Consider the following 17,260-nt stretch of genomic DNA (forward strand, 5'->3'; position numbering starts at 1 on the left):
GGTCATAAAATAAAAAAAGTCCCCTTAAAAAGAGGACTTTTTTATGCTAGATCAGAAGAAGACTATTCTCCGTCTACTTTTTCTTCACCTTCTACTTCAGCTTTAACTTCTGCAGGAGCTTCAGTTTCAGCAGTAGCAGCTTTTTTAGCACCACCACGACGACGAGTAGCTTTTTTCTCAGCAGCAGCAGCTTTTTTACCGTAGATTTCGTTGTAATCAACTAGTTCGATGAAAGCCATTTCCGCGTTATCACCTAAACGGTTTTCCATTTTGATGATACGAGTGTAACCACCTGGACGGTTAGCTACTTTTTCAGAAATTTCGCGGAATAAGATAGAAACAGCGTCTTTATCTTTCAAATAAGCGAATACTGTACGACGAGAGTGTGTTGTGTCGTTTTTAGATTTAGTAATCAAAGGCTCAACATACGTACGTAATGCTTTAGCTTTAGCCAAAGTAGTTGTAATACGTTTGTGTAGGATTAATGATGTTGCCATGTTAGCCAACATTGCTTTTCTATGGCTATCCGTACGGCCTAAGTGATTTACTTTTTTTCCGTGTCTCATTTTGATTTTATTATACTAATCGTACCGTTTTTGTATATGCCATTTATGTGAACATCACATATCCAGACAGCCAAAAGGAATTACGACTAGTGGTCGCTTAATAAATTATTATTCTTCGTCTAATTTGTATTTTGCCAAGTTCATTCCGAATGATAAACCTTTCGATTTAACCAACTCTTGGATTTCACTTAACGATTTTTTACCGAAGTTTCTGAATTTCAACATATCAGCTACGTCATAAGTTACTAACTCAGCCAATGTGCGAATATCCGCAGCTTTCAAACAGTTCAATGCACGAACTGAAAGATCAAGATCTACTAATTCTGTTTTCAAGATCTTACGCATATGTAAGATTTCTTCGTCAACAACTTTAGTTTCTTCTTTCGTTTGAGACTCAAGAAGCATATTCTCATCAGAGAATAAAATAAAGTGTTGAATTAAGATCTTAGCAGCTTCTTTCAAAGCTTCTTCGGGGTGAATTGAGCCATCAGTAGAGATATCCAACAACAATTTCTCGTAGTCAGTTTTTTGCTCTACACGGTAATTCTCAATGGTATATTTAACATTCTTGATCGGAGTAAAGATCGAATCGATTGCGATAACACCTACTGGAGCATCAACAACTTTATTCTCATCAGCATTTACGTATCCACGACCTTTGGCAATACTCAATTCCAATTCAATTGTCACTGAATTATCCATGTTACAGATTACCATGTCTGGGTTTAAGACCGTAAAGTTATTAGAGAATTTTGTGATATCACCAGCTAAGAACTGCTCTTGACCATTGATTACTACAAATACCTTTTCGTTGTCACCAATCTCACCTGTTTTTTTGAAACGAATTTGTTTCAAGTTCAAGATAATTTCAGTTACGTCTTCAACAACACCTTTGATCGTTGAAAATTCGTGCGAAACGCCAGAAAACCTTATCGACGTAATTGCATATCCTTCTAAAGAGGACAATAGAATACGGCGCAAAGCATTACCAATGGTTACACCAAAACCAGGCTCCAATGGACGAAATTCAAACGTACCATCAAAATCCGTAGATTTTTCCATGATAACTTTATCCGGTCTTTGAAATGCTAAAATTGCCATTTATTTTCTTTTAATGTTTTATTTGTAATAATAATTGTAATACAATAGAAGATGCATACCCCAAAAACTGGACTATGCATTCTTCTATTTTATTTATTATTTAGAGTATAACTCAACGATTAAGTTCTCTTTGATGTTTTCAGGAATGTCAGCTCTTTCTGGATAGCTTAAGAAAGTACCTGTCAATTCTTTCGCATTCCACTCTAACCAAGAAAATTTGTTTACAGTACGACCTGCAACTGAATTTGTGATGGCTTCAAGTGTTTGAGAACGTTCACGAACTGCTACAACGTCACCTGGACGCAAGCTATATGATGGAATGTTAACAACTTCGCCGTTAACAGTAACGTGTTTATGGGATACCAACTGACGAGCAGCGGCACGAGAAGTAGCGATACCTAAACGGTAAACTACGTTATCCAAGCGAGCTTCTAACAATTTCAAGAAGATCTCACCTGTAATACCTTGTTTAGAGGCAGCTTTAACAAATAGGTTTGAGAACTGACGCTCCAATACACCGTAAGTGTATTTTGCTTTTTGTTTTTCTAACAACTGAATAGCATATTCAGATTGTTTACCTCTGCGTTTAGAAGCTCCGTGCTGTCCAGGAGGGTAATTTTTCTTTTCTAACGCTTTATCTGGGCCGAAGATCGGCTCTCTAAATTTACGGGCAATTTTGGACTTAGGTCCTGTATATCTAGCCATTTTCTTTTACAATTAAAGTATCTATCAGCCTATAGCCGATGAATCTTATCTTTAAATTAATTAAACTCTTCTGCGTTTTGGAGGACGACAACCGTTGTGAGGAAGTGGAGTGATATCTTTAATAGTAGTCACATCGATTCCTACTGTTTGCAATGTTCTGATTGCTGATTCACGACCAGCACCAGGTCCTTTAACAAACACTTCAACTTTACGTAAACCCAAGTCGTGAGCAACTTTTCCACAGTCTTGTGCAGCTTGACCAGCAGCGTATGGAGTGTTCTTTTTAGAACCACGGAAACCCATTTTACCAGCACTAGACCAAGAAATAGTTTGACCTTGATTATTTGTCAAAGTTACAATGATATTGTTAAACGTTGCGTTAATGTGAGCCTGACCTACAGGTTCGATAACAACGATACGCTTTTTTGCAGCTTTTTTAGTTTTAGCCATTTCTTATTTATTATTTAGTAGCTTTTTTCTTGTTTGCAACTGTCTTACGTTTACCTTTACGAGTACGTGAGTTGTTTTTAGTACGTTGACCACGAACTGGTAAGTGTTTACGGTGACGCAATCCGCGGTAACAACCGATATCCATTAAACGTTTGATGTTTAATTGAATTTCAGAACGCAATGCACCTTCAACTTTCAATTCGTCGTTAATGATGGTACGAATTGCTGCCAATTGTTCATCATTCCACTCTTGTACCTTCACATCTTCGCTGATACCAGCTTTTTCCAAGATATATTCAGCTCTTGTACGACCGATACCAAAAATATAGGTAAGGCCGATCACACCTCTTTTGTTTTTAGGTAAATCAATACCTGCTATCCTTGCCATATAATATTAAGCTATTATTTTTTAAATGAATTAACCCTGACGTTGTTTAAACTTTGGGTTCTTTTTGTTGATTACAAAAACTTTACCTTTACGACGGATGATCTTACAGTCCGCGCTACGTTTTTTTATTGATGCTCTTACTTTCATGATATTTATTTTTTCAAAAGCTTGCGCTAATACAAGGACTTACAGCTATTTATAGCGATAAGTAATCCTTCCTTTAGTCAAATCATACGGAGACATTTCCAATTTAACTTTATCACCAGGTAAAATTTTGATATAGTGCATACGCATTTTACCAGAAATATGGGCAATGATTTCATGTCCATTTTCCAACTCTACCCTAAACATAGCATTAGAAAGTGCCTCTCTAATTATACCGTCTTGTTCTATTGAGGCTTGTTTAGCCATATATTCTCGATTAAATTTAATTTAAAAGCCTGCGAACAGGAGTGCAAAGATAAATAAAAATAATTGAAAACCAATTACTTTTTACCCAAAACTTTCTCTACATGTTCGAATGTCAGCAACACATCTGGTTCTCCTTTTCGGATTGCAACCATCTGTTCGAAGTGCGCCGATAATTTCCCATCCACTGTACTTACTGTCCAACCATCATCCCAAAAACGAACACCTGCGCGCCCCGCATTGATCATCGGTTCGATACAAATAACCAAACCTTCTTCCAATTTAGGACCAGCACCACGTTTTCCGTAGTTGGGAACTTCAGGTTTTTCATGTAAGTGGTACCCTACTCCGTGTCCAACTAGCTCGCGAACAATTCCGAATCCGAATTTGTTTACGTACTCCTGAACAGCCGAAGAAATATCTCCAACACGTTTACCAGCCACAGCCTGTTCAACACCTTTGTACAATGATTCTTTTGTTACATCCAATAACAACTGAGCTTCCTCAGATATCTCGCCTACACCAAAGGTATACGCTGAATCACTGATAAACCCATTCAAATTGACACCACCATCGACCGAAACAAGATCTCCATCTTTAATTTCATAATCGCTTGGAAAACCGTGTACAATTTGATCGTTAACAGATATACACAAAGAATATGGAAATCCGTGATAATTTAGGAACGCAGGCGTTCCACCGTTATCATGGATATACTCATAAGCTAATTTATCAAGAGATATAGTCTTTACCCCAGGCTTAATCACTTTTGCGATTTCACCAAGCAATTGCGAAAGCACATCTGCTGACTTCCGCAATTGCTCTATATCTTCTGCTGACTTATAAAATACTTTAGACATCTAAAGAAATTAAATTGCCGAATGATCCATTCCCTCAACAGACGCGGCCGAACGACCTTTAATACGACCTGTTTTCATTAATCCATCGTAATGACGCATCAACAAATGAGATTCGATCTGTTGCAAAGTATCCAACACCACACCTACTAAAATCAATAATGACGTACCACCGTAGAAGTGCGCAAATTGATTATTAATACCAAACAAACTTGCAATAGCAGGTAGAATAGCGATAATCGCTAAGAAAATTGCACCTGGAAATGTAATATTTGATATTACGCGGTCTATAAAATTACTAGTTTCCAATCCGGGTTTAATACCTGGAACAAAACCTCCATTTTTCTTCATGTCATCCGACATCTGTTGCGGATTCACCATAATTGCTGTATAGAAAAACGTAAATGCGATAATTAACACCGCAAATGTCACGTTGTATGCAACAGAAGTATAGTTACTCAACGAAGTCAAAAATTCCGACTGAATATTTGGGAAGAATTGTCCTAAACTCATCGGCACAAACATAATTGCCTGTGCAAAAATGATAGGCATTACACCTGCAGCATTTACCTTTAAGGGTATATACTGACGTACTCCACCGACTTGCTTGTTTCCAACGATTTTCTTCGCGTATTGTACAGGAATCTTACGAACACCCTGTACGATCAAGATCGTAAAGATCACAACAAAGAATAACGCCACAAATTCAAGCAACAATGGAATTGGACCACCACCACCTTTCGCCATTCTAGAAACCCATTCCGCAGTGATACCACTTGGCAATTGAGCGATAATACCTGTCATGATGATCAAAGAAATACCATTACCGATACCTTTATCCGTAATTTTTTCCCCTAACCACATCACAAATAAAGTACCGCCTGTCAAAACTATGGCAGTTAGAATAGTGAATAATGGGTCTGCGATTGTCTTAGCACTTGGCTCGATTTGAGTACGTACATAAGCAAAAGCCTGAAGCAAAGTAATCCCTAAAGTTAAATAGCGAGTAATCTGATTCATTTTTTGACGACCACTTTCCCCTTCTTTCTGCATCTTTTGGAAGTAAGGAACCGCGATGCCCAGCAATTGAACAACAATGGATGCCGAGATATATGGCATTACCCCTAAAGCAAAGATAGCCGAACGAGAGAAAGATCCCCCCGCAAACATATCCAATAAGCCCAATAAACCCTCTTTTTGACCAGAAGCCAAAGCATGAGGATTTACACCTGGTAATACCACGTGACATCCAATACGGTAAATCAAAAGAAAAAGTAAGGTATTTAAAATACGCGTACGTAAATCATCGATTTTCCAAATATTGGTTAAGGTTGTGATTAGTTTCTTCATTTATTAAATTTTAACGATAGAACCGCCTGCAGCTTCAATCGCTTTTTGAGCAGAAGCAGTAAACGCGTGCGCTGTTACTTCAACTTTAGCTTTCAACTCACCGCGACCCAAGATTTTAACTTTGTCATTTTTAGACACTAAACCATGAGCTTTCAATGCGTCGAAATCTACAGCTGTTAAATTGTGTTTCTCGATCAACGCTTGTAAAGTATCTAAGTTTACACCATTATACTCAACACGGTTGATGTTTTTGAAACCAAATTTAGGCACACGACGTTGCAAAGGCATTTGACCACCTTCGAAACCGATTTTCGTAGAGTGACCTGAACGAGAACCAGCACCTTTGTGACCACGTGTTGAAGTACCACCACGACCAGAACCAGTACCACGGCCAATACGTTTGCTACTTTTTACTGCACCTTTTGCAGGTTTTAAATTACTTAAGTTCATTTTAAACTAAATTGTGCTAGCCCTTCGCTCTCACTAAACAGGTACTAGCGATTAAAAAATAATGATTATTAATAACAAGTAATGGAAGAAGCCCAAAGACCTCTTCCATATGCTAATATTAAATAGTTTCGATAGCTACTAAATGGTTTACTTTACGTACCATTCCAATAATTGATGGAGTAGCTTCAACTTCTACTGAGTGGTTGATTCTTTTCAAACCCAATGCCTCAATAGTTTTCTTTTGGCGCTCGCTTCTGTCGATAACGCTCTTTATCTGGGTGATTTTAATTTTTGCCATGATAATTAACCGTTAAATACTTTATTTAAATCGACACCGCGGTGTTGGGCTACTGTATATGCATCGCGCATGCTTGCTAAAGCTGTTACAGTTGCTTTTACCACGTTGTGTGGGTTAGAAGAACCTAATGATTTAGCCAACACGTCTTTGATACCAGCAGACTCCAATACTGCGCGCATTGCACCACCGGCTAAAACTCCTGTACCTGCGATAGCTGGTTTAACCAAAACTGAACCACCAGAATATTTACCATATTGCTTATGTGGAACAGTACCTTTGATAATAGGAACTTTCACCAAATTTTTCTTTGCGTCGTCAATACCTTTCGTGATTGCTTCTGTTACCTCTTTAGCTTTACCTAAACCGTAACCAACAATACCGTTTTCATCACCTACTACAACAATTGCAGAGAAGCTGAAAGTACGACCACCTTTAGTAACTTTAGCTACACGTTGGATACTTACTAAGCGATCTTTTAATTCAATTTCGCTTGATTTTACTCTTTTTATATTGCTTAATGCCATTTCTTTCTATGATTAAAAGTCTAAACCGCCTTCGCGAGCACCTTCAGCCAAAGATTTGATACGGCCATGGTATAAGTACCCATTACGGTCAAAAACTACTTTATTAATACCTGCTGCTAATGCTTTTTCAGCCACTAATTTACCTACAGCTTTAGATTGATCAACCTTGTTACCAGATGCAACAAACTCTTTTGACAAGCTAGATGCAGCAACTAATGTTTTACCTGCATTGTCGTCAATGATTTGCGCATAGATACCTTTGTTACTTCTAAAAACCGATAAACGTGGACGTTCAGACGTTCCAGCAAGGTTTTTTCTGATTCCTTTTTTGATTCTCTCTCTACGAGATGCTTTTTGTCCTGCCATGATTATTATTTTTTAGCTGATTTACCTGCTTTTCTTCTCAATACTTCACCTGCAAACTTAACACCTTTTCCTTTGTAAGGTTCTGGTTTACGGAAGCCACGGATTTTTGCCGCTACCTGTCCGATCAATTGTTTGTCAGCACACTCCAAAGTGATTGTAGGGTTTTTACCTTTATCAGCAGTAGTTGATACTTTAACCTCTTTTGGCAATACAAAAACAATCTGGTGAGAGAAACCTAAAGTTAACTCTAATACATTACCAGTACTTGAAGCACGGTAACCCACACCGACTAACTCTTGCGTAGTTTTGTAACCTTCAGTCACACCGTGAACCATGTTAGCCAACAGGGAACGGTATAGACCGTGTAATGCTTTGTGTTTCTTTTGATCAGTTGGACGTGTTACAACGATATTGCCCTCTTCTTGAGCAATCGTGATGTCACGATCAACTTGTTGTGTTAATTCGCCTTTAGGACCTTTTACTGAAACTAAGTTTTTGTCCGAAATAGTAACAGTTACCCCAGCAGGGATAGCGATAGGCGCTTTTCCAATTCTTGACATTTCTTTGTGCTTTTACCTAGATTAATAAACGTAACATAAAACTTCACCACCAACATTTTGAAGTCTAGCTTCCTTATCTGTCATTACACCTTTAGATGTTGACAAGATAGCAATACCTAAACCGTTCAAAACACGAGGCATAGTATCAACGCTTGCATACTTTCTTAAACCAGGTTTACTCACACGTGTCAACGTACGAATAGCCGGAATTTTGCTAATTGGATTATATTTCAATGCGATTTTGATCGTACCCTGTACGCCATTCTCATCGAATTTGTAATTAGCAATGTAACCTTTGTCAAAAAGAACTTTCGTGATCTCTTTTTTAAGGTTCGATGCAGGAATTTCAACAACCCTGTGGTTGGCCTTGATGGCATTCCTTACTCGTGTAAGGTAATCCGCAATTGGATCTGTAGTCATTATATATGAAAATTTGTGACAGCGGTTTCCCTCCCAACCATTGGTATGGGACCTTCTATCTGTTAAACAATTTTAAAATGCAAAAACCCCGGCAATCCTAAATTGAATTGCCCGGGCAAAATTAAGTATTTTTTTTTAATTACCAAGAAGCTTTTTTCACCCCTGGGATTTTGCCATCTAAAGCCATCTCACGGAATGTTACACGAGAGATACCGAATTGACGCATATATCCTTTAGGACGGCCAGTCAATTTACAACGGTTGTGTAAACGTACTGGAGAAGCATTTTTAGGCAATTTATCTAATGCAACGTAATCGCCAGCAGCTTTTAATTCTGCACGTTTTGCTGCATATTTAGCTACCAATTTAGCGCGTTTTACTTCGCGTGCTTTTAATCCTTCTTTAGCCATTGTTATTAGTATTTTGATTTTTAAATGGTAAACCGAATTGTTTCAACAATTCTAAAGCTTCAACATCATTTTGAGCAGAAGTCACGAAAGTGATATCCATACCTTGGATCTTGTTGATTTTATCAATGTTGATCTCAGGGAAAATGATTTGCTCAGTGATACCTAAGTTATAGTTACCACGTCCGTCAAAGCCTTTATCGTTGATACCGCGGAAGTCACGAATACGTGGAAGCGATACAGCTACTAAACGATCCAAGAATTCAAACATATTATTGTCACGCAAAGTAACACGTGCCCCTACAGGCATACCTTTACGTAATTTAAAGTTTGAAATATCTTTTTTCGATTTTGTAGCAACAGCTTGTTGACCTGTGATTAAAGTCAACTCAGCAATAGCGTTATCGATTAATTTTTTGTCAGCTGTTGCAGCTCCTACACCTTGTGAAACAACAATTTTCTCAAGTTTAGGAACCTGCATAATACTTTTATACTGAAATTTTTCTTGAAGTGCTTTACGGATTTCCTCCGCATATTTCACTTTTAATCTTGGTACGTAAGTCATTATTTAATTTCCTCCCCTGATTTTTTAGCGTAACGAACTAATTTACCATCTGCGTTTAACTTACGACCTACACGTGTAGTTGCACCTGTTTTAGGATCGATAACAGCTAAATTAGAGATGTGAATACCAGCTTCTTTCTCAATGATACCACCATTAGGATTAGCTGCACTTGGTTTAGTGTGTTTTTTTACGATGTTAGCGCCCTCAACGATAGCTCTATTTTTATCCACTAAAACAGTTAATACTTTTCCTTGAACACCTTTAGAGTTACCAGCGATAACTTTCACTAAATCACCTTTTTTAATTTTGATTTTGTGCGTAGTTGTATTTGTTTTCTGTGCCATAATTATAAAACCTCCGGTGCTAATGATACAATTTTCATGAACTGTTTCTCACGCAACTCTCTAGCAACAGGGCCAAAGATACGTGTACCACGTGGTTCATCATTATTATTTAATAATACAGCGGCGTTGTCATCGAAACGGATATATGAACCATCTTTACGACGGATTTCCTTTTTCGTTCTAACGACTACTGCTTTAGAAACGGAACCCTTTTTCACGTTTCCTGAAGGCATAGCGCTTTTCACCGATACAACAATCTTATCTCCGATTGATGCATAACGCTTGCGCGTACCGCCCAATACACGGATTACTAAAACTTGTTTAGCACCGCTATTGTCAGCTACATTAAGTCTTGATTCTTGTTGTACCATGTTATTTAGCTCTTTCTATAATTTCTACTAATCTCCAGTTTTTTGTTTTACTCAGCGGACGAGTTTCCATGATTAATACCGTATCGCCGATACCGCAGGTATTAGTTTCGTCATGAGCTTTAAATTTAGTAGTTTTTTTAACGAACTTACCATAGATCGGGTGTTTCACTTTACGTTCCACTGATACCACGATAGATTTGTCCATCTTGTTGCTAACTACTAAGCCGATTCTTGTTTTTCTTAAATTTCTTTCCATTTCGACTTTAAATTTTACGCCTCAGAGGCTGTTTCATTTTTAGCTGCAGCTTTGCGTGCACTGATCTCTGTACTGATACGAGCGATAGTTTTGCGTGCTGCTTTGATCACGTTAGGGTTCTCAATAGCTGAAACAGCATGTGCAAATTTCAATTTTGTAAGGGCTGTTTTCTCTTCTACAAGACGAGCTTTTAAGTCCTCATTAGATAATTCTAAAATTTCTGAATTTTTCATGTTTTTTCAGTTGTTATTTGGGTTATCATCGTTTTATATATAGCGTTAGGGGTAACGGCCCTAACGCTTAAATGATGACATTACCAAGATTTTTATGCTTCAACGTAGTCTCTACGAATCACAAACTTAGTTTGAACCGGAAGTTTTTGAGCTGCAAGGCGTAAAGCTTCTTTGGCAATTTCCAAAGGCACACCTTCTGCTTCAAATAACATACGGCCTGGGCGTACTACTGCTACCCAGTATTCTGGAGCACCCTTACCTTTACCCATACGTACCTCTGCAGGTTTTTTCGTAACAGGTTTGTCAGGGAAAATACGAATCCAAACTTGACCTTCACGTTTCATATAACGTGTAACCGCAATACGAGCTGCCTCGATTTGACGACTAGTGATCCATGCTTGCTCCATTGTTTTGATACCGAAAGAACCGAAAGCTAACTCCGCTCCACGAGAAGCGTTACCTTTCATGCGGCCTTTCTGCATCTTTCTGAACTTCGTTCTTTTTGGCTGTAACATGTTCGTATACTTTTTAAATCTGCTTTTTCAGCAGGTTTTTGTTGTAATCTAAATAACTATTAATCTTTTTTCGGACCACGGTTGCTTCCACCACGGTTGTTTCCACCACGGTTATTTCCACCGCGACCACCTTTGTTGTTACGGTTGTCACGACGTTCGCCACCACCTTCGTGGTTGCCACGTGATTTTACACCAGATGCTTGACCAATGTTTGGAGATAAGTCACGTTTACCGTAAACCTCACCTTTACAGATCCAAACTTTGATACCAATTTTACCGTATGTAGTCAATGCTTCAGCTAAAGCGTAGTCGATATCAGCACGCAATGTGTGTAAAGGAGTTCTTCCTTCTTTGTATTGTTCAGTACGCGCCATTTCAGCACCACCTAAACGACCAGAACACATGATTTTGATACCTTCTGCACCCATACGCATTGTAGAAGCGATTGAAGTTTTCATTGCACGACGGAATGAAATACGTGCCTCTAATTGTTTAGCGACACCTTCAGCTACTAACTTCGCATCTAACTCAGGGCGTTTGATCTCGAAAATGTTGATTTGAACATCCTTTTTAGTCAGTTTTTTCAACTCTTCTTTGATCTTGTCAACTTCTTGACCACCTTTACCGATAACGATACCTGGACGAGCAGTGTGAATTGTAACAGTGATACGTTTTAAAGTTCTTTCGATAACAACTTTAGCTACACCACCTTTTGCAATACGAACAGAAAGATATTTTCTGATTTTTTCGTCTTCAACTAATTTATCGGAATAGTTTTTACCTCCGAACCAGTTAGAATCCCAACCTTTGATGATTCCTAATCTGCTACCTATTGGATTTGCTTTTTGTCCCATTTCTCAATAAATTAGTTTTGTTCAACGTTTAATTTGCTATCAACTACCAACGTAACGTGATTTGAACGTTTACGAACTCTGTATCCGCGACCTTGAGGAGCTGGGCGCAATCTTTTCAATTGACGACCGCCACCTACTGATACTTCTTTTACAATTAGTTCGCTTTCTTCCACTGATTTACCTTCGTTTTTGGCTTCCCAGTTTTTGATTGCAGATAATAATAATTTTTCTACACGAGCAGCAGCTTCTTTACTTGAGTGTTTCAAAATGTATAATGCATTTTCCACACGTTGACCGCGAATTAAGTCTACCACTAAACGCATCTTACGAGGCGAAGTAGGGCAGTTCAATAATTTGGCATCCGAAGCTCCTCCTTTTTGAGCTTTCTCTTGCTCTTTGCGTTGTCTAATTAAGACAGACTTTTTAAGTTTTTTTGTTGCTTCCATTACCTATTATTTTTTCTTTTCTGCGTGGCCTCTGAATGTACGCGTAGGCGCGAATTCACCAAGCTTGTGACCTACCATATTTTCTGTTACATAAACAGGGATAAATTTGTTCCCGTTGTGCACTGCGAAGGTATGGCCAACAAAATCAGGTGAAATCATTGATCTACGAGACCATGTTTTGATAACTGACTTTTTGTTAGTTTCATTCATAGAAAGAACTTTTCTTTCTAAGTTGTGATCGATATAAGGACCTTTTTTAATTGAACGAGCCATTATTTTTTCCTTCTCTCAATGATGTAACGATTCGATGTTTTCTTCTTGTAACGTGTTTTGAAGCCTTTAGCTAATACACCTGTACGTGAGCGTGGGTGACCTCCTGAAGTACGGCCTTCACCACCACCCATAGGGTGATCTACTGGGTTCATCGCAACACCACGAACTCTTGGACGACGACCTAACCAACGTTTGCGACCTGCTTTACCTAACACTTGGTTAGATCTTTCATGGTTCGATACCGAACCAATTGTAGCAACACAAGTCAATAAGATCATACGTGTTTCGCCTGAAGGTAATTTGATGATGGCATATTTACCGTCACGAGCAGACAATTGAGCATAAGTACCAGCCGAACGAGCAATTGAACCACCTTGACCAGGATTTAATTCAATGTTGTGGATGATAGAACCCAATGGAATGTTTGCTAATGGTAATGTATTACCAACTTCTGGGGCAACTTTATCACCTGCGATTACAGTTTGACCAACTACTAAACCAGCTGGAGCAAGGATGTAACGTTTTTCACCATCAGCGTAATGCAACAAGGCAATACGAGCAGTACGATTTGGATCGTACTCGATAGTAGCTACTTTTGCAGGGATATCTTTTTTATCGCGTTTGAAATCAATTAATCGGTATACTTTTTTATGTCCCCCACCGAGATAACGCATAGTCATTTTACCGGAGTTATTACGACCGCCTGATTTCTTGTTGATTTTTACTACTAACGATTTTTCAGGAACGTTTGTAGTAACATCAGAGTAGTCAGCGCCTACTCTAAAACGAGTACCAGGGGTTACCGGTTTGAATCTTTTAACTGCCATTTTTTATTATATAGTACTGTAAAAGTCAATAGTTTCGCCGTCTTTAATAGTAATGACAGCCTTTTTATACTTAGGAGCTCTACCAGATACGAAACCTGCTTTTGTGTAACGGCTTTTTGCTTTACCAGCTACTACTGCAGTGTTTACAGCAAGAACTGTAACACCAAACATAGCCTCAACAGCTGCTTTAATCTGGATTTTGTTTGCTCTGTGATCTACTTTGAAAGCGTAACGGTTTAATTTTTCCGTTAACAAAGAAGCTTTCTCAGTCAAGATAGGTTTTTTAATAATTTCCATATTACTTAGCTAATGCTTCCTCCAAAGTTTTAACAGAATCTGTAGTCAACAATAATTTTGTTGCATTTAATACATCATATGTATTTAAGTCAGATGCAACAATAACTTTTGCTTTTTTCAAGTTTCTGCTTGATTTATAAACAATTTCATCGTAAGCTGGCAATACCAACAATGTTTTCTCATCAGCTACGTTCAACGCATTTATTAAAGCAACATAATTTTTAGTTTTGATAGCATCGAATTTTACTTCATCCAATACCACAATGTTATTATCTTTTGCTTTGTAAGATAACGCTGATTTACGTGCCACTTGTTTCAATTTTTTGTTCAATTTGAACGAGTAGTCACGAGGTTGAGGACCGAATACACGACCACCACCATTAAACAATGGAGATTTGATAGAACCCGCACGAGCACCACCAGTACCTTTTTGTTTGTGTAATTTACGAGTAGAACCCGCGATTTCGTTACGTTGTTTAGATTTGTGAGTTCCTTGGCGTTGGTTCGCTAAGTATTGTTTCACATCCAAATAGATCGCATGATCGTTAGGCTCTAACCCAAATACCGACTCAGGAAGTTGCACCTTGGCACCTGTTTCTTTACCTGATAAATTTAAAACTTTAACTTCCATCTCTACTATTTGTCTACGATTACATAAGAACCTTTAGCTCCTGGAATGGAACCACTAACAACGATAAGGTTTTGCTCAGCGTAAACTTTCAACACCTGTAAGTTTTGAACTTTAACTCTGTCACCACCTGTACGACCAGCCATGCGCATACCTTTGAATACGCGTGAAGGCCATGATGAAGCACCTAATGAACCCGGAGCGCGTAATCTGTTGTGCTGACCGTGAGTCGCACCACCTACACCACCAAATCCATGACGTTTCATTACACCTTGGAAACCTTTACCTTTTGAAGTACCAACTACATCTACGTACTCACCTTCTTCAAAAAGAGTAACGTCAACTACGTCACCAAGTTGTTTTGCATCTGGGAAAGTTTTAAACTCTACCAACTTACGCTTAGGCGTTGTGTTTGCTTTCGCAAAGTGCCCTTTCAAAGGAGCTGTCGTGTTTTTCTCCTTAGCTTCGTCGAAACCAAGTTGAATTGCCGAGTAGCCATCCTTTTCTTCCGTACGTATCTGCGTAACCACGCACGGCCCAGCCTGAATCACTGTACAAGGAATATTTTTCCCATCAGCGTTAAACAGGCTCGTCATTCCTACTTTTTTTCCAATAATACCTGACATGTTGTAAATTAATTAATTAAAAGTCCTTCGAAGCAGTAGGGCTTCGCTCAAGACATACTATCCCCATTAAGGGACTGCAAAGTTACAAACATTTTTATAACTGTCAAATAATTAGTGAATTATTTTTTTTATTTTCTACTTCTTTTTATCCCACCCTCCTATTTTGCGATTTATCCGCACAACATTCCCTACATCAAATAAATGCTGCTCCAAAAAAATAAAATTAGTATTCCGAATTTATACTGCCATACAGCTGTCACAAGCTGCAGTAATTTTGAACTGTCATACAACGCAGAAGGCGATGTATTGCTTACTAAAAACTTTAAATACGAGCATCATGAAAACAGAAATCATTTCCAAGAACGAGCTACTTCAGCATTGGTTAGGTCACAGAAATCTAACGAGACAGACTATTGAAAAATTTCCAGAACAGGAATTGTTCAACTATAAAGTAGAAGGCATGCGCACTTTTGCAGATATCATTAAAGAACTATTAGGTATTGCTGTACCAGGTCTCCGGGAGATTGTGAATAATAAAAGTGGTGAACTGAACGAAAATTTCAGTTATTCAACCAAAGCACAATTGCTTCAGGCCTGGGATGAAGCTACTCCTCAGATCAGTGAACTGTTCAATCAAATCTCTGAAGAGCGCTTTGCCGAAGAGTTCAACCTATTCGGCCAATACAAATCGCCCATTATCCACAGCATATTTTACTTTATCGACAATGAGATCCACCACCGCGGTCAGGGATTTGTTTATCTAAGATTACTTGGAATAGAACCTCCATTTTTTTGGGAAAGAGGTTCAATAGATCATGTCTGCAATGAAAATTCCTTCTTAACAGCGCGCTGAAGCTTATTTTAGTACAGCCTACAAATGACTTGTTCGGTACCTGTCCTTTCAGCCGAACAAGTTTTTTTGCGTACAATAGCTGAAAGCTTGATTTCGTCGTTTTTGACTAAACCTGCTCCAATGCAGTTGAGAGCAGCCGCTTTACCACCTCTTTTAACGATTCGGGTTCAATAATTGTTCCTTTATCGGCAAACATCAGATACCAGCGCGCAAAGCCGTTCTCCATATTAATGCATTCGAAATGCATCTCTACATAATCATCGGTGACCGTTTCTTTTTGGAAACCAAAATAGTGACGATCCCATTCCATATAGCGGGCCATATCCTTGTCCACTTGCACGACAACTTTTGTCGTGGGAACGTCATGACGTTTATTCAGAAAAGATGAAAGTTCAGGATGCTCCTTTGCAAAGTCATCGGCAAGTATTCTAATATTGTTTATTCTATCCAAACGGAATTGCCTATAATCTTTCCGTAATCTACAAAAAGCAAGGACATACCAAAATTTGCTCTCCACAAAAATACCCACAGCTTCGATTTCACGCCTTTCTGGAGTTTTATCGGAAGGTTTGGAATAATAGATTTCCACACATTTCTTTGCAGCGATACTTTCAATCAATATATTCGTGCCATGGGTTAGCTTCTCATTGAATTGATGACGCCCACCGCGCACCAGAAAGTTATCCCCTACTAAGGCCACCTGTTCCTTTTCATTAACCCGTAATATGGCTTTCATCTTCAGTAATGCCGTGGTAAAATGATGCGCAAGATTCCGATCTGTATACTTTTCCACCAGTTTCTCCGCTGCCACAAAACTCAATGCCTCCTCTCGGGTAAATTGTAGGGGCGGCATCTTATATCCCTCCACCAAAGAATAACCGCTTCCCGCTTCACCATAAATCGGAATTCCAGCTTGCAGCAGGGATCTGATATCACGATAAATCGTACGCTGACTAACTTCATAACGTTCTGCCAAAGCGGCGGCAGTGACCACAGGTTTTGCCTGTAGATGCATGTAAATAGCAAGTATACGGTCGAATCTCTTTTGAATATCGGTCATTGGGATAAAGGTACGAAAAGACCAAATGATTTAGGAATGAATTTTAGTCACAAAAAAGGTATCATTTTAAATAATGAACACGACAGATACATTGCATAAACGTATTTAATTCTGCTCGCCTATCTTTATCGGACATGTGTATCAAATATAAAACCTACTTGTAACTTGCTTCTTCAGGAGTAAATAATTAACAAGTTAACATCAGATTCCGAATTAAAAAAGGAGTAACACTATTTTTATGAGGGGTTAGCAGGGGGTTAACA

At 38.5% G+C, this 17,260-nt stretch carries 31 protein-coding genes; 1 reads left to right on the top strand and 30 read right to left on the bottom strand.

The window, feature by feature from the left end:
• Positions 1-62: 62 nt before the first annotated feature.
• The 29 genes from rplQ to rplC form a co-directional block, all read right to left on the bottom strand.
• Entirely contained in the window at positions 63-566 is a 504-nt protein-coding gene (gene rplQ / locus B3H30_RS00110) for a 50S ribosomal protein L17 (protein ID WP_070570394.1), read from the bottom strand.
• Between the two features lie 108 nt (positions 567-674).
• Positions 675-1,667 carry a DNA-directed RNA polymerase subunit alpha gene (locus B3H30_RS00115; protein ID WP_286832955.1) on the bottom strand — a complete coding sequence of 331 codons (993 nt, stop codon included), beginning with the start codon at positions 1,665-1,667 and terminating at the stop codon, positions 675-677.
• 96 nt (positions 1,668-1,763) lie between these two features.
• On the bottom strand, positions 1,764-2,372 hold the full coding sequence (rpsD, locus tag B3H30_RS00120) for a 30S ribosomal protein S4 (protein ID WP_046674886.1): 609 nt from the start codon (positions 2,370-2,372) through the stop codon (positions 1,764-1,766).
• 60 nt (positions 2,373-2,432) lie between these two features.
• Positions 2,433-2,822: a 30S ribosomal protein S11 gene (rpsK, locus tag B3H30_RS00125; RefSeq protein WP_046674885.1), complete on the bottom strand. Its 390-nt coding sequence runs from the start codon at positions 2,820-2,822 to the stop codon at positions 2,433-2,435.
• A 10-nt stretch (positions 2,823-2,832) separates the two neighbouring features.
• Complete coding sequence (gene rpsM / locus B3H30_RS00130) at positions 2,833-3,210, bottom strand: 30S ribosomal protein S13 (protein WP_046674884.1); 378 nt, start codon at positions 3,208-3,210, stop codon at positions 2,833-2,835.
• 30 nt (positions 3,211-3,240) lie between these two features.
• Positions 3,241-3,357: a type B 50S ribosomal protein L36 gene (gene ykgO / locus B3H30_RS00135; protein WP_013665024.1), complete on the bottom strand. Its 117-nt coding sequence runs from the start codon at positions 3,355-3,357 to the stop codon at positions 3,241-3,243.
• A 45-nt stretch (positions 3,358-3,402) separates the two neighbouring features.
• Complete coding sequence (infA, locus tag B3H30_RS00140; RefSeq protein WP_002997456.1) at positions 3,403-3,621, bottom strand: translation initiation factor IF-1; 219 nt, start codon at positions 3,619-3,621, stop codon at positions 3,403-3,405.
• Between the two features lie 74 nt (positions 3,622-3,695).
• Positions 3,696-4,478, bottom strand: coding sequence for a type I methionyl aminopeptidase (gene map, locus B3H30_RS00145; protein WP_070570396.1), 783 nt, complete (start codon positions 4,476-4,478; stop codon positions 3,696-3,698).
• Between the two features lie 9 nt (positions 4,479-4,487).
• Positions 4,488-5,825, bottom strand: coding sequence for a preprotein translocase subunit SecY (gene secY / locus B3H30_RS00150; RefSeq protein ID WP_070570398.1), 1,338 nt, complete (start codon positions 5,823-5,825; stop codon positions 4,488-4,490).
• A 3-nt stretch (positions 5,826-5,828) separates the two neighbouring features.
• Positions 5,829-6,275: a 50S ribosomal protein L15 gene (gene rplO, locus B3H30_RS00155; RefSeq protein WP_070570400.1), complete on the bottom strand. Its 447-nt coding sequence runs from the start codon at positions 6,273-6,275 to the stop codon at positions 5,829-5,831.
• 118 nt (positions 6,276-6,393) lie between these two features.
• Positions 6,394-6,573: a 50S ribosomal protein L30 gene (gene rpmD, locus B3H30_RS00160; protein WP_046674880.1), complete on the bottom strand. Its 180-nt coding sequence runs from the start codon at positions 6,571-6,573 to the stop codon at positions 6,394-6,396.
• Positions 6,574-6,578: 5 nt separating this feature from the next.
• On the bottom strand, positions 6,579-7,082 hold the full coding sequence (rpsE, locus tag B3H30_RS00165) for a 30S ribosomal protein S5 (RefSeq protein WP_422663717.1): 504 nt from the start codon (positions 7,080-7,082) through the stop codon (positions 6,579-6,581).
• Positions 7,083-7,109: 27 nt separating this feature from the next.
• On the bottom strand, positions 7,110-7,472 hold the full coding sequence (gene rplR, locus B3H30_RS00170) for a 50S ribosomal protein L18 (protein WP_172462327.1): 363 nt from the start codon (positions 7,470-7,472) through the stop codon (positions 7,110-7,112).
• On the bottom strand, positions 7,469-8,023 hold the full coding sequence (gene rplF, locus B3H30_RS00175; RefSeq protein WP_070570404.1) for a 50S ribosomal protein L6: 555 nt from the start codon (positions 8,021-8,023) through the stop codon (positions 7,469-7,471). Before rplF ends, rplR begins: the two co-directional genes overlap by 4 nt.
• A 21-nt stretch (positions 8,024-8,044) precedes the next feature.
• A complete protein-coding gene (gene rpsH, locus B3H30_RS00180; RefSeq protein WP_223584601.1) occupies positions 8,045-8,446 on the bottom strand; it encodes a 30S ribosomal protein S8 in 402 nt (133 codons plus the stop codon).
• Between the two features lie 136 nt (positions 8,447-8,582).
• Entirely contained in the window at positions 8,583-8,852 is a 270-nt protein-coding gene (gene rpsN / locus B3H30_RS00185) for a 30S ribosomal protein S14 (protein WP_028071569.1), read from the bottom strand.
• Positions 8,845-9,414: a 50S ribosomal protein L5 gene (gene rplE / locus B3H30_RS00190; RefSeq protein ID WP_046674875.1), complete on the bottom strand. Its 570-nt coding sequence runs from the start codon at positions 9,412-9,414 to the stop codon at positions 8,845-8,847. The genes rpsN and rplE overlap by 8 nt, the downstream gene beginning before the upstream one ends.
• Positions 9,414-9,758 (bottom strand): 50S ribosomal protein L24, encoded by a 345-nt coding sequence (gene rplX / locus B3H30_RS00195; RefSeq protein ID WP_414713310.1) that lies wholly within the window; start codon positions 9,756-9,758, stop codon positions 9,414-9,416. Before rplX ends, rplE begins: the two co-directional genes overlap by 1 nt.
• A gap of 2 nt (positions 9,759-9,760) precedes the next feature.
• Entirely contained in the window at positions 9,761-10,129 is a 369-nt protein-coding gene (gene rplN / locus B3H30_RS00200; protein ID WP_046674873.1) for a 50S ribosomal protein L14, read from the bottom strand.
• Between the two features lies 1 nt (position 10,130).
• Positions 10,131-10,385 (bottom strand): 30S ribosomal protein S17, encoded by a 255-nt coding sequence (rpsQ, locus tag B3H30_RS00205; protein ID WP_046674872.1) that lies wholly within the window; start codon positions 10,383-10,385, stop codon positions 10,131-10,133.
• Between the two features lie 14 nt (positions 10,386-10,399).
• Entirely contained in the window at positions 10,400-10,618 is a 219-nt protein-coding gene (gene rpmC / locus B3H30_RS00210; RefSeq protein WP_046674871.1) for a 50S ribosomal protein L29, read from the bottom strand.
• 92 nt (positions 10,619-10,710) lie between these two features.
• Positions 10,711-11,133, bottom strand: a complete 423-nt coding sequence (gene rplP / locus B3H30_RS00215; protein ID WP_046674870.1) for a 50S ribosomal protein L16 — start codon at positions 11,131-11,133, stop codon at positions 10,711-10,713.
• A 59-nt stretch (positions 11,134-11,192) separates the two neighbouring features.
• Complete coding sequence (gene rpsC / locus B3H30_RS00220) at positions 11,193-11,987, bottom strand: 30S ribosomal protein S3 (RefSeq protein ID WP_046674869.1); 795 nt, start codon at positions 11,985-11,987, stop codon at positions 11,193-11,195.
• A gap of 11 nt (positions 11,988-11,998) precedes the next feature.
• The gene (gene rplV, locus B3H30_RS00225; protein ID WP_070570408.1) at positions 11,999-12,433 is read right to left on the bottom strand and encodes a 50S ribosomal protein L22; all 435 of its coding nucleotides are present in this window, start codon (positions 12,431-12,433) and stop codon (positions 11,999-12,001) included.
• Between the two features lie 6 nt (positions 12,434-12,439).
• On the bottom strand, positions 12,440-12,706 hold the full coding sequence (gene rpsS, locus B3H30_RS00230; RefSeq protein ID WP_002997495.1) for a 30S ribosomal protein S19: 267 nt from the start codon (positions 12,704-12,706) through the stop codon (positions 12,440-12,442).
• A complete protein-coding gene (rplB, locus tag B3H30_RS00235; protein WP_070570410.1) occupies positions 12,706-13,533 on the bottom strand; it encodes a 50S ribosomal protein L2 in 828 nt (275 codons plus the stop codon). The genes rpsS and rplB overlap by 1 nt, the downstream gene beginning before the upstream one ends.
• Positions 13,534-13,539: 6 nt before the next feature.
• On the bottom strand, positions 13,540-13,830 hold the full coding sequence (rplW, locus tag B3H30_RS00240; protein WP_046674866.1) for a 50S ribosomal protein L23: 291 nt from the start codon (positions 13,828-13,830) through the stop codon (positions 13,540-13,542).
• A gap of 1 nt (position 13,831) precedes the next feature.
• Positions 13,832-14,461: a 50S ribosomal protein L4 gene (gene rplD, locus B3H30_RS00245; protein WP_070570413.1), complete on the bottom strand. Its 630-nt coding sequence runs from the start codon at positions 14,459-14,461 to the stop codon at positions 13,832-13,834.
• 5 nt (positions 14,462-14,466) lie between these two features.
• Positions 14,467-15,084 (bottom strand): 50S ribosomal protein L3, encoded by a 618-nt coding sequence (gene rplC / locus B3H30_RS00250; RefSeq protein WP_046674864.1) that lies wholly within the window; start codon positions 15,082-15,084, stop codon positions 14,467-14,469.
• A 337-nt stretch (positions 15,085-15,421) separates the two neighbouring features.
• Between rplC and B3H30_RS00255 the strand changes: the two genes are divergently transcribed.
• A complete protein-coding gene (locus tag B3H30_RS00255) occupies positions 15,422-15,937 on the top strand; it encodes a DinB family protein (RefSeq protein WP_070570415.1) in 516 nt (171 codons plus the stop codon).
• Between the two features lie 106 nt (positions 15,938-16,043).
• Here B3H30_RS00255 and B3H30_RS00260 read toward each other — a convergent pair whose 3' ends face one another.
• Positions 16,044-16,997 (bottom strand): helix-turn-helix transcriptional regulator, encoded by a 954-nt coding sequence (locus B3H30_RS00260; protein WP_070570417.1) that lies wholly within the window; start codon positions 16,995-16,997, stop codon positions 16,044-16,046.
• Positions 16,998-17,260 lie beyond the last annotated feature (263 nt).

Origin of the sequence: Sphingobacterium sp. UBA7038 (assembly GCF_002494055.1) — a bacterium.
Classification (GTDB): domain Bacteria; phylum Bacteroidota; class Bacteroidia; order Sphingobacteriales; family Sphingobacteriaceae; genus Sphingobacterium; species Sphingobacterium multivorum.

Coding starts and splice junctions, on each gene's coding strand:
- rplQ (WP_070570394.1), bottom strand. CDS start 566: ATGAGACACGGAAAAAAAGTAAATCACTTAGGCCGTACGGATAGCCAT.
- B3H30_RS00115 (WP_286832955.1), bottom strand. CDS start 1,667: ATGGCAATTTTAGCATTTCAAAGACCGGATAAAGTTATCATGGAAAAA.
- rpsD (WP_046674886.1), bottom strand. CDS start 2,372: ATGGCTAGATATACAGGACCTAAGTCCAAAATTGCCCGTAAATTTAGA.
- rpsK (WP_046674885.1), bottom strand. CDS start 2,822: ATGGCTAAAACTAAAAAAGCTGCAAAAAAGCGTATCGTTGTTATCGAA.
- rpsM (WP_046674884.1), bottom strand. CDS start 3,210: ATGGCAAGGATAGCAGGTATTGATTTACCTAAAAACAAAAGAGGTGTG.
- ykgO (WP_013665024.1), bottom strand. CDS start 3,357: ATGAAAGTAAGAGCATCAATAAAAAAACGTAGCGCGGACTGTAAGATC.
- infA (WP_002997456.1), bottom strand. CDS start 3,621: ATGGCTAAACAAGCCTCAATAGAACAAGACGGTATAATTAGAGAGGCA.
- map (WP_070570396.1), bottom strand. CDS start 4,478: ATGTCTAAAGTATTTTATAAGTCAGCAGAAGATATAGAGCAATTGCGG.
- secY (WP_070570398.1), bottom strand. CDS start 5,825: ATGAAGAAACTAATCACAACCTTAACCAATATTTGGAAAATCGATGAT.
- rplO (WP_070570400.1), bottom strand. CDS start 6,275: ATGAACTTAAGTAATTTAAAACCTGCAAAAGGTGCAGTAAAAAGTAGC.
- rpmD (WP_046674880.1), bottom strand. CDS start 6,573: ATGGCAAAAATTAAAATCACCCAGATAAAGAGCGTTATCGACAGAAGC.
- rplF (WP_070570404.1), bottom strand. CDS start 8,023: ATGTCAAGAATTGGAAAAGCGCCTATCGCTATCCCTGCTGGGGTAACT.
- rpsN (WP_028071569.1), bottom strand. CDS start 8,852: ATGGCTAAAGAAGGATTAAAAGCACGCGAAGTAAAACGCGCTAAATTG.
- rplE (WP_046674875.1), bottom strand. CDS start 9,414: ATGACTTACGTACCAAGATTAAAAGTGAAATATGCGGAGGAAATCCGT.
- rplX (WP_414713310.1), bottom strand. CDS start 9,758: ATGGCACAGAAAACAAATACAACTACGCACAAAATCAAAATTAAAAAA.
- rplN (WP_046674873.1), bottom strand. CDS start 10,129: ATGGTACAACAAGAATCAAGACTTAATGTAGCTGACAATAGCGGTGCT.
- rpsQ (WP_046674872.1), bottom strand. CDS start 10,385: ATGGAAAGAAATTTAAGAAAAACAAGAATCGGCTTAGTAGTTAGCAAC.
- rpmC (WP_046674871.1), bottom strand. CDS start 10,618: ATGAAAAATTCAGAAATTTTAGAATTATCTAATGAGGACTTAAAAGCT.
- rplP (WP_046674870.1), bottom strand. CDS start 11,133: ATGTTACAGCCAAAAAGAACGAAGTTCAGAAAGATGCAGAAAGGCCGC.
- rpsC (WP_046674869.1), bottom strand. CDS start 11,987: ATGGGACAAAAAGCAAATCCAATAGGTAGCAGATTAGGAATCATCAAA.
- rplV (WP_070570408.1), bottom strand. CDS start 12,433: ATGGAAGCAACAAAAAAACTTAAAAAGTCTGTCTTAATTAGACAACGC.
- rpsS (WP_002997495.1), bottom strand. CDS start 12,706: ATGGCTCGTTCAATTAAAAAAGGTCCTTATATCGATCACAACTTAGAA.
- rplB (WP_070570410.1), bottom strand. CDS start 13,533: ATGGCAGTTAAAAGATTCAAACCGGTAACCCCTGGTACTCGTTTTAGA.
- rplW (WP_046674866.1), bottom strand. CDS start 13,830: ATGGAAATTATTAAAAAACCTATCTTGACTGAGAAAGCTTCTTTGTTA.
- rplD (WP_070570413.1), bottom strand. CDS start 14,461: ATGGAAGTTAAAGTTTTAAATTTATCAGGTAAAGAAACAGGTGCCAAG.
- rplC (WP_046674864.1), bottom strand. CDS start 15,084: ATGTCAGGTATTATTGGAAAAAAAGTAGGAATGACGAGCCTGTTTAAC.
- B3H30_RS00255 (WP_070570415.1), top strand. CDS start 15,422: ATGAAAACAGAAATCATTTCCAAGAACGAGCTACTTCAGCATTGGTTA.
- B3H30_RS00260 (WP_070570417.1), bottom strand. CDS start 16,997: ATGACCGATATTCAAAAGAGATTCGACCGTATACTTGCTATTTACATG.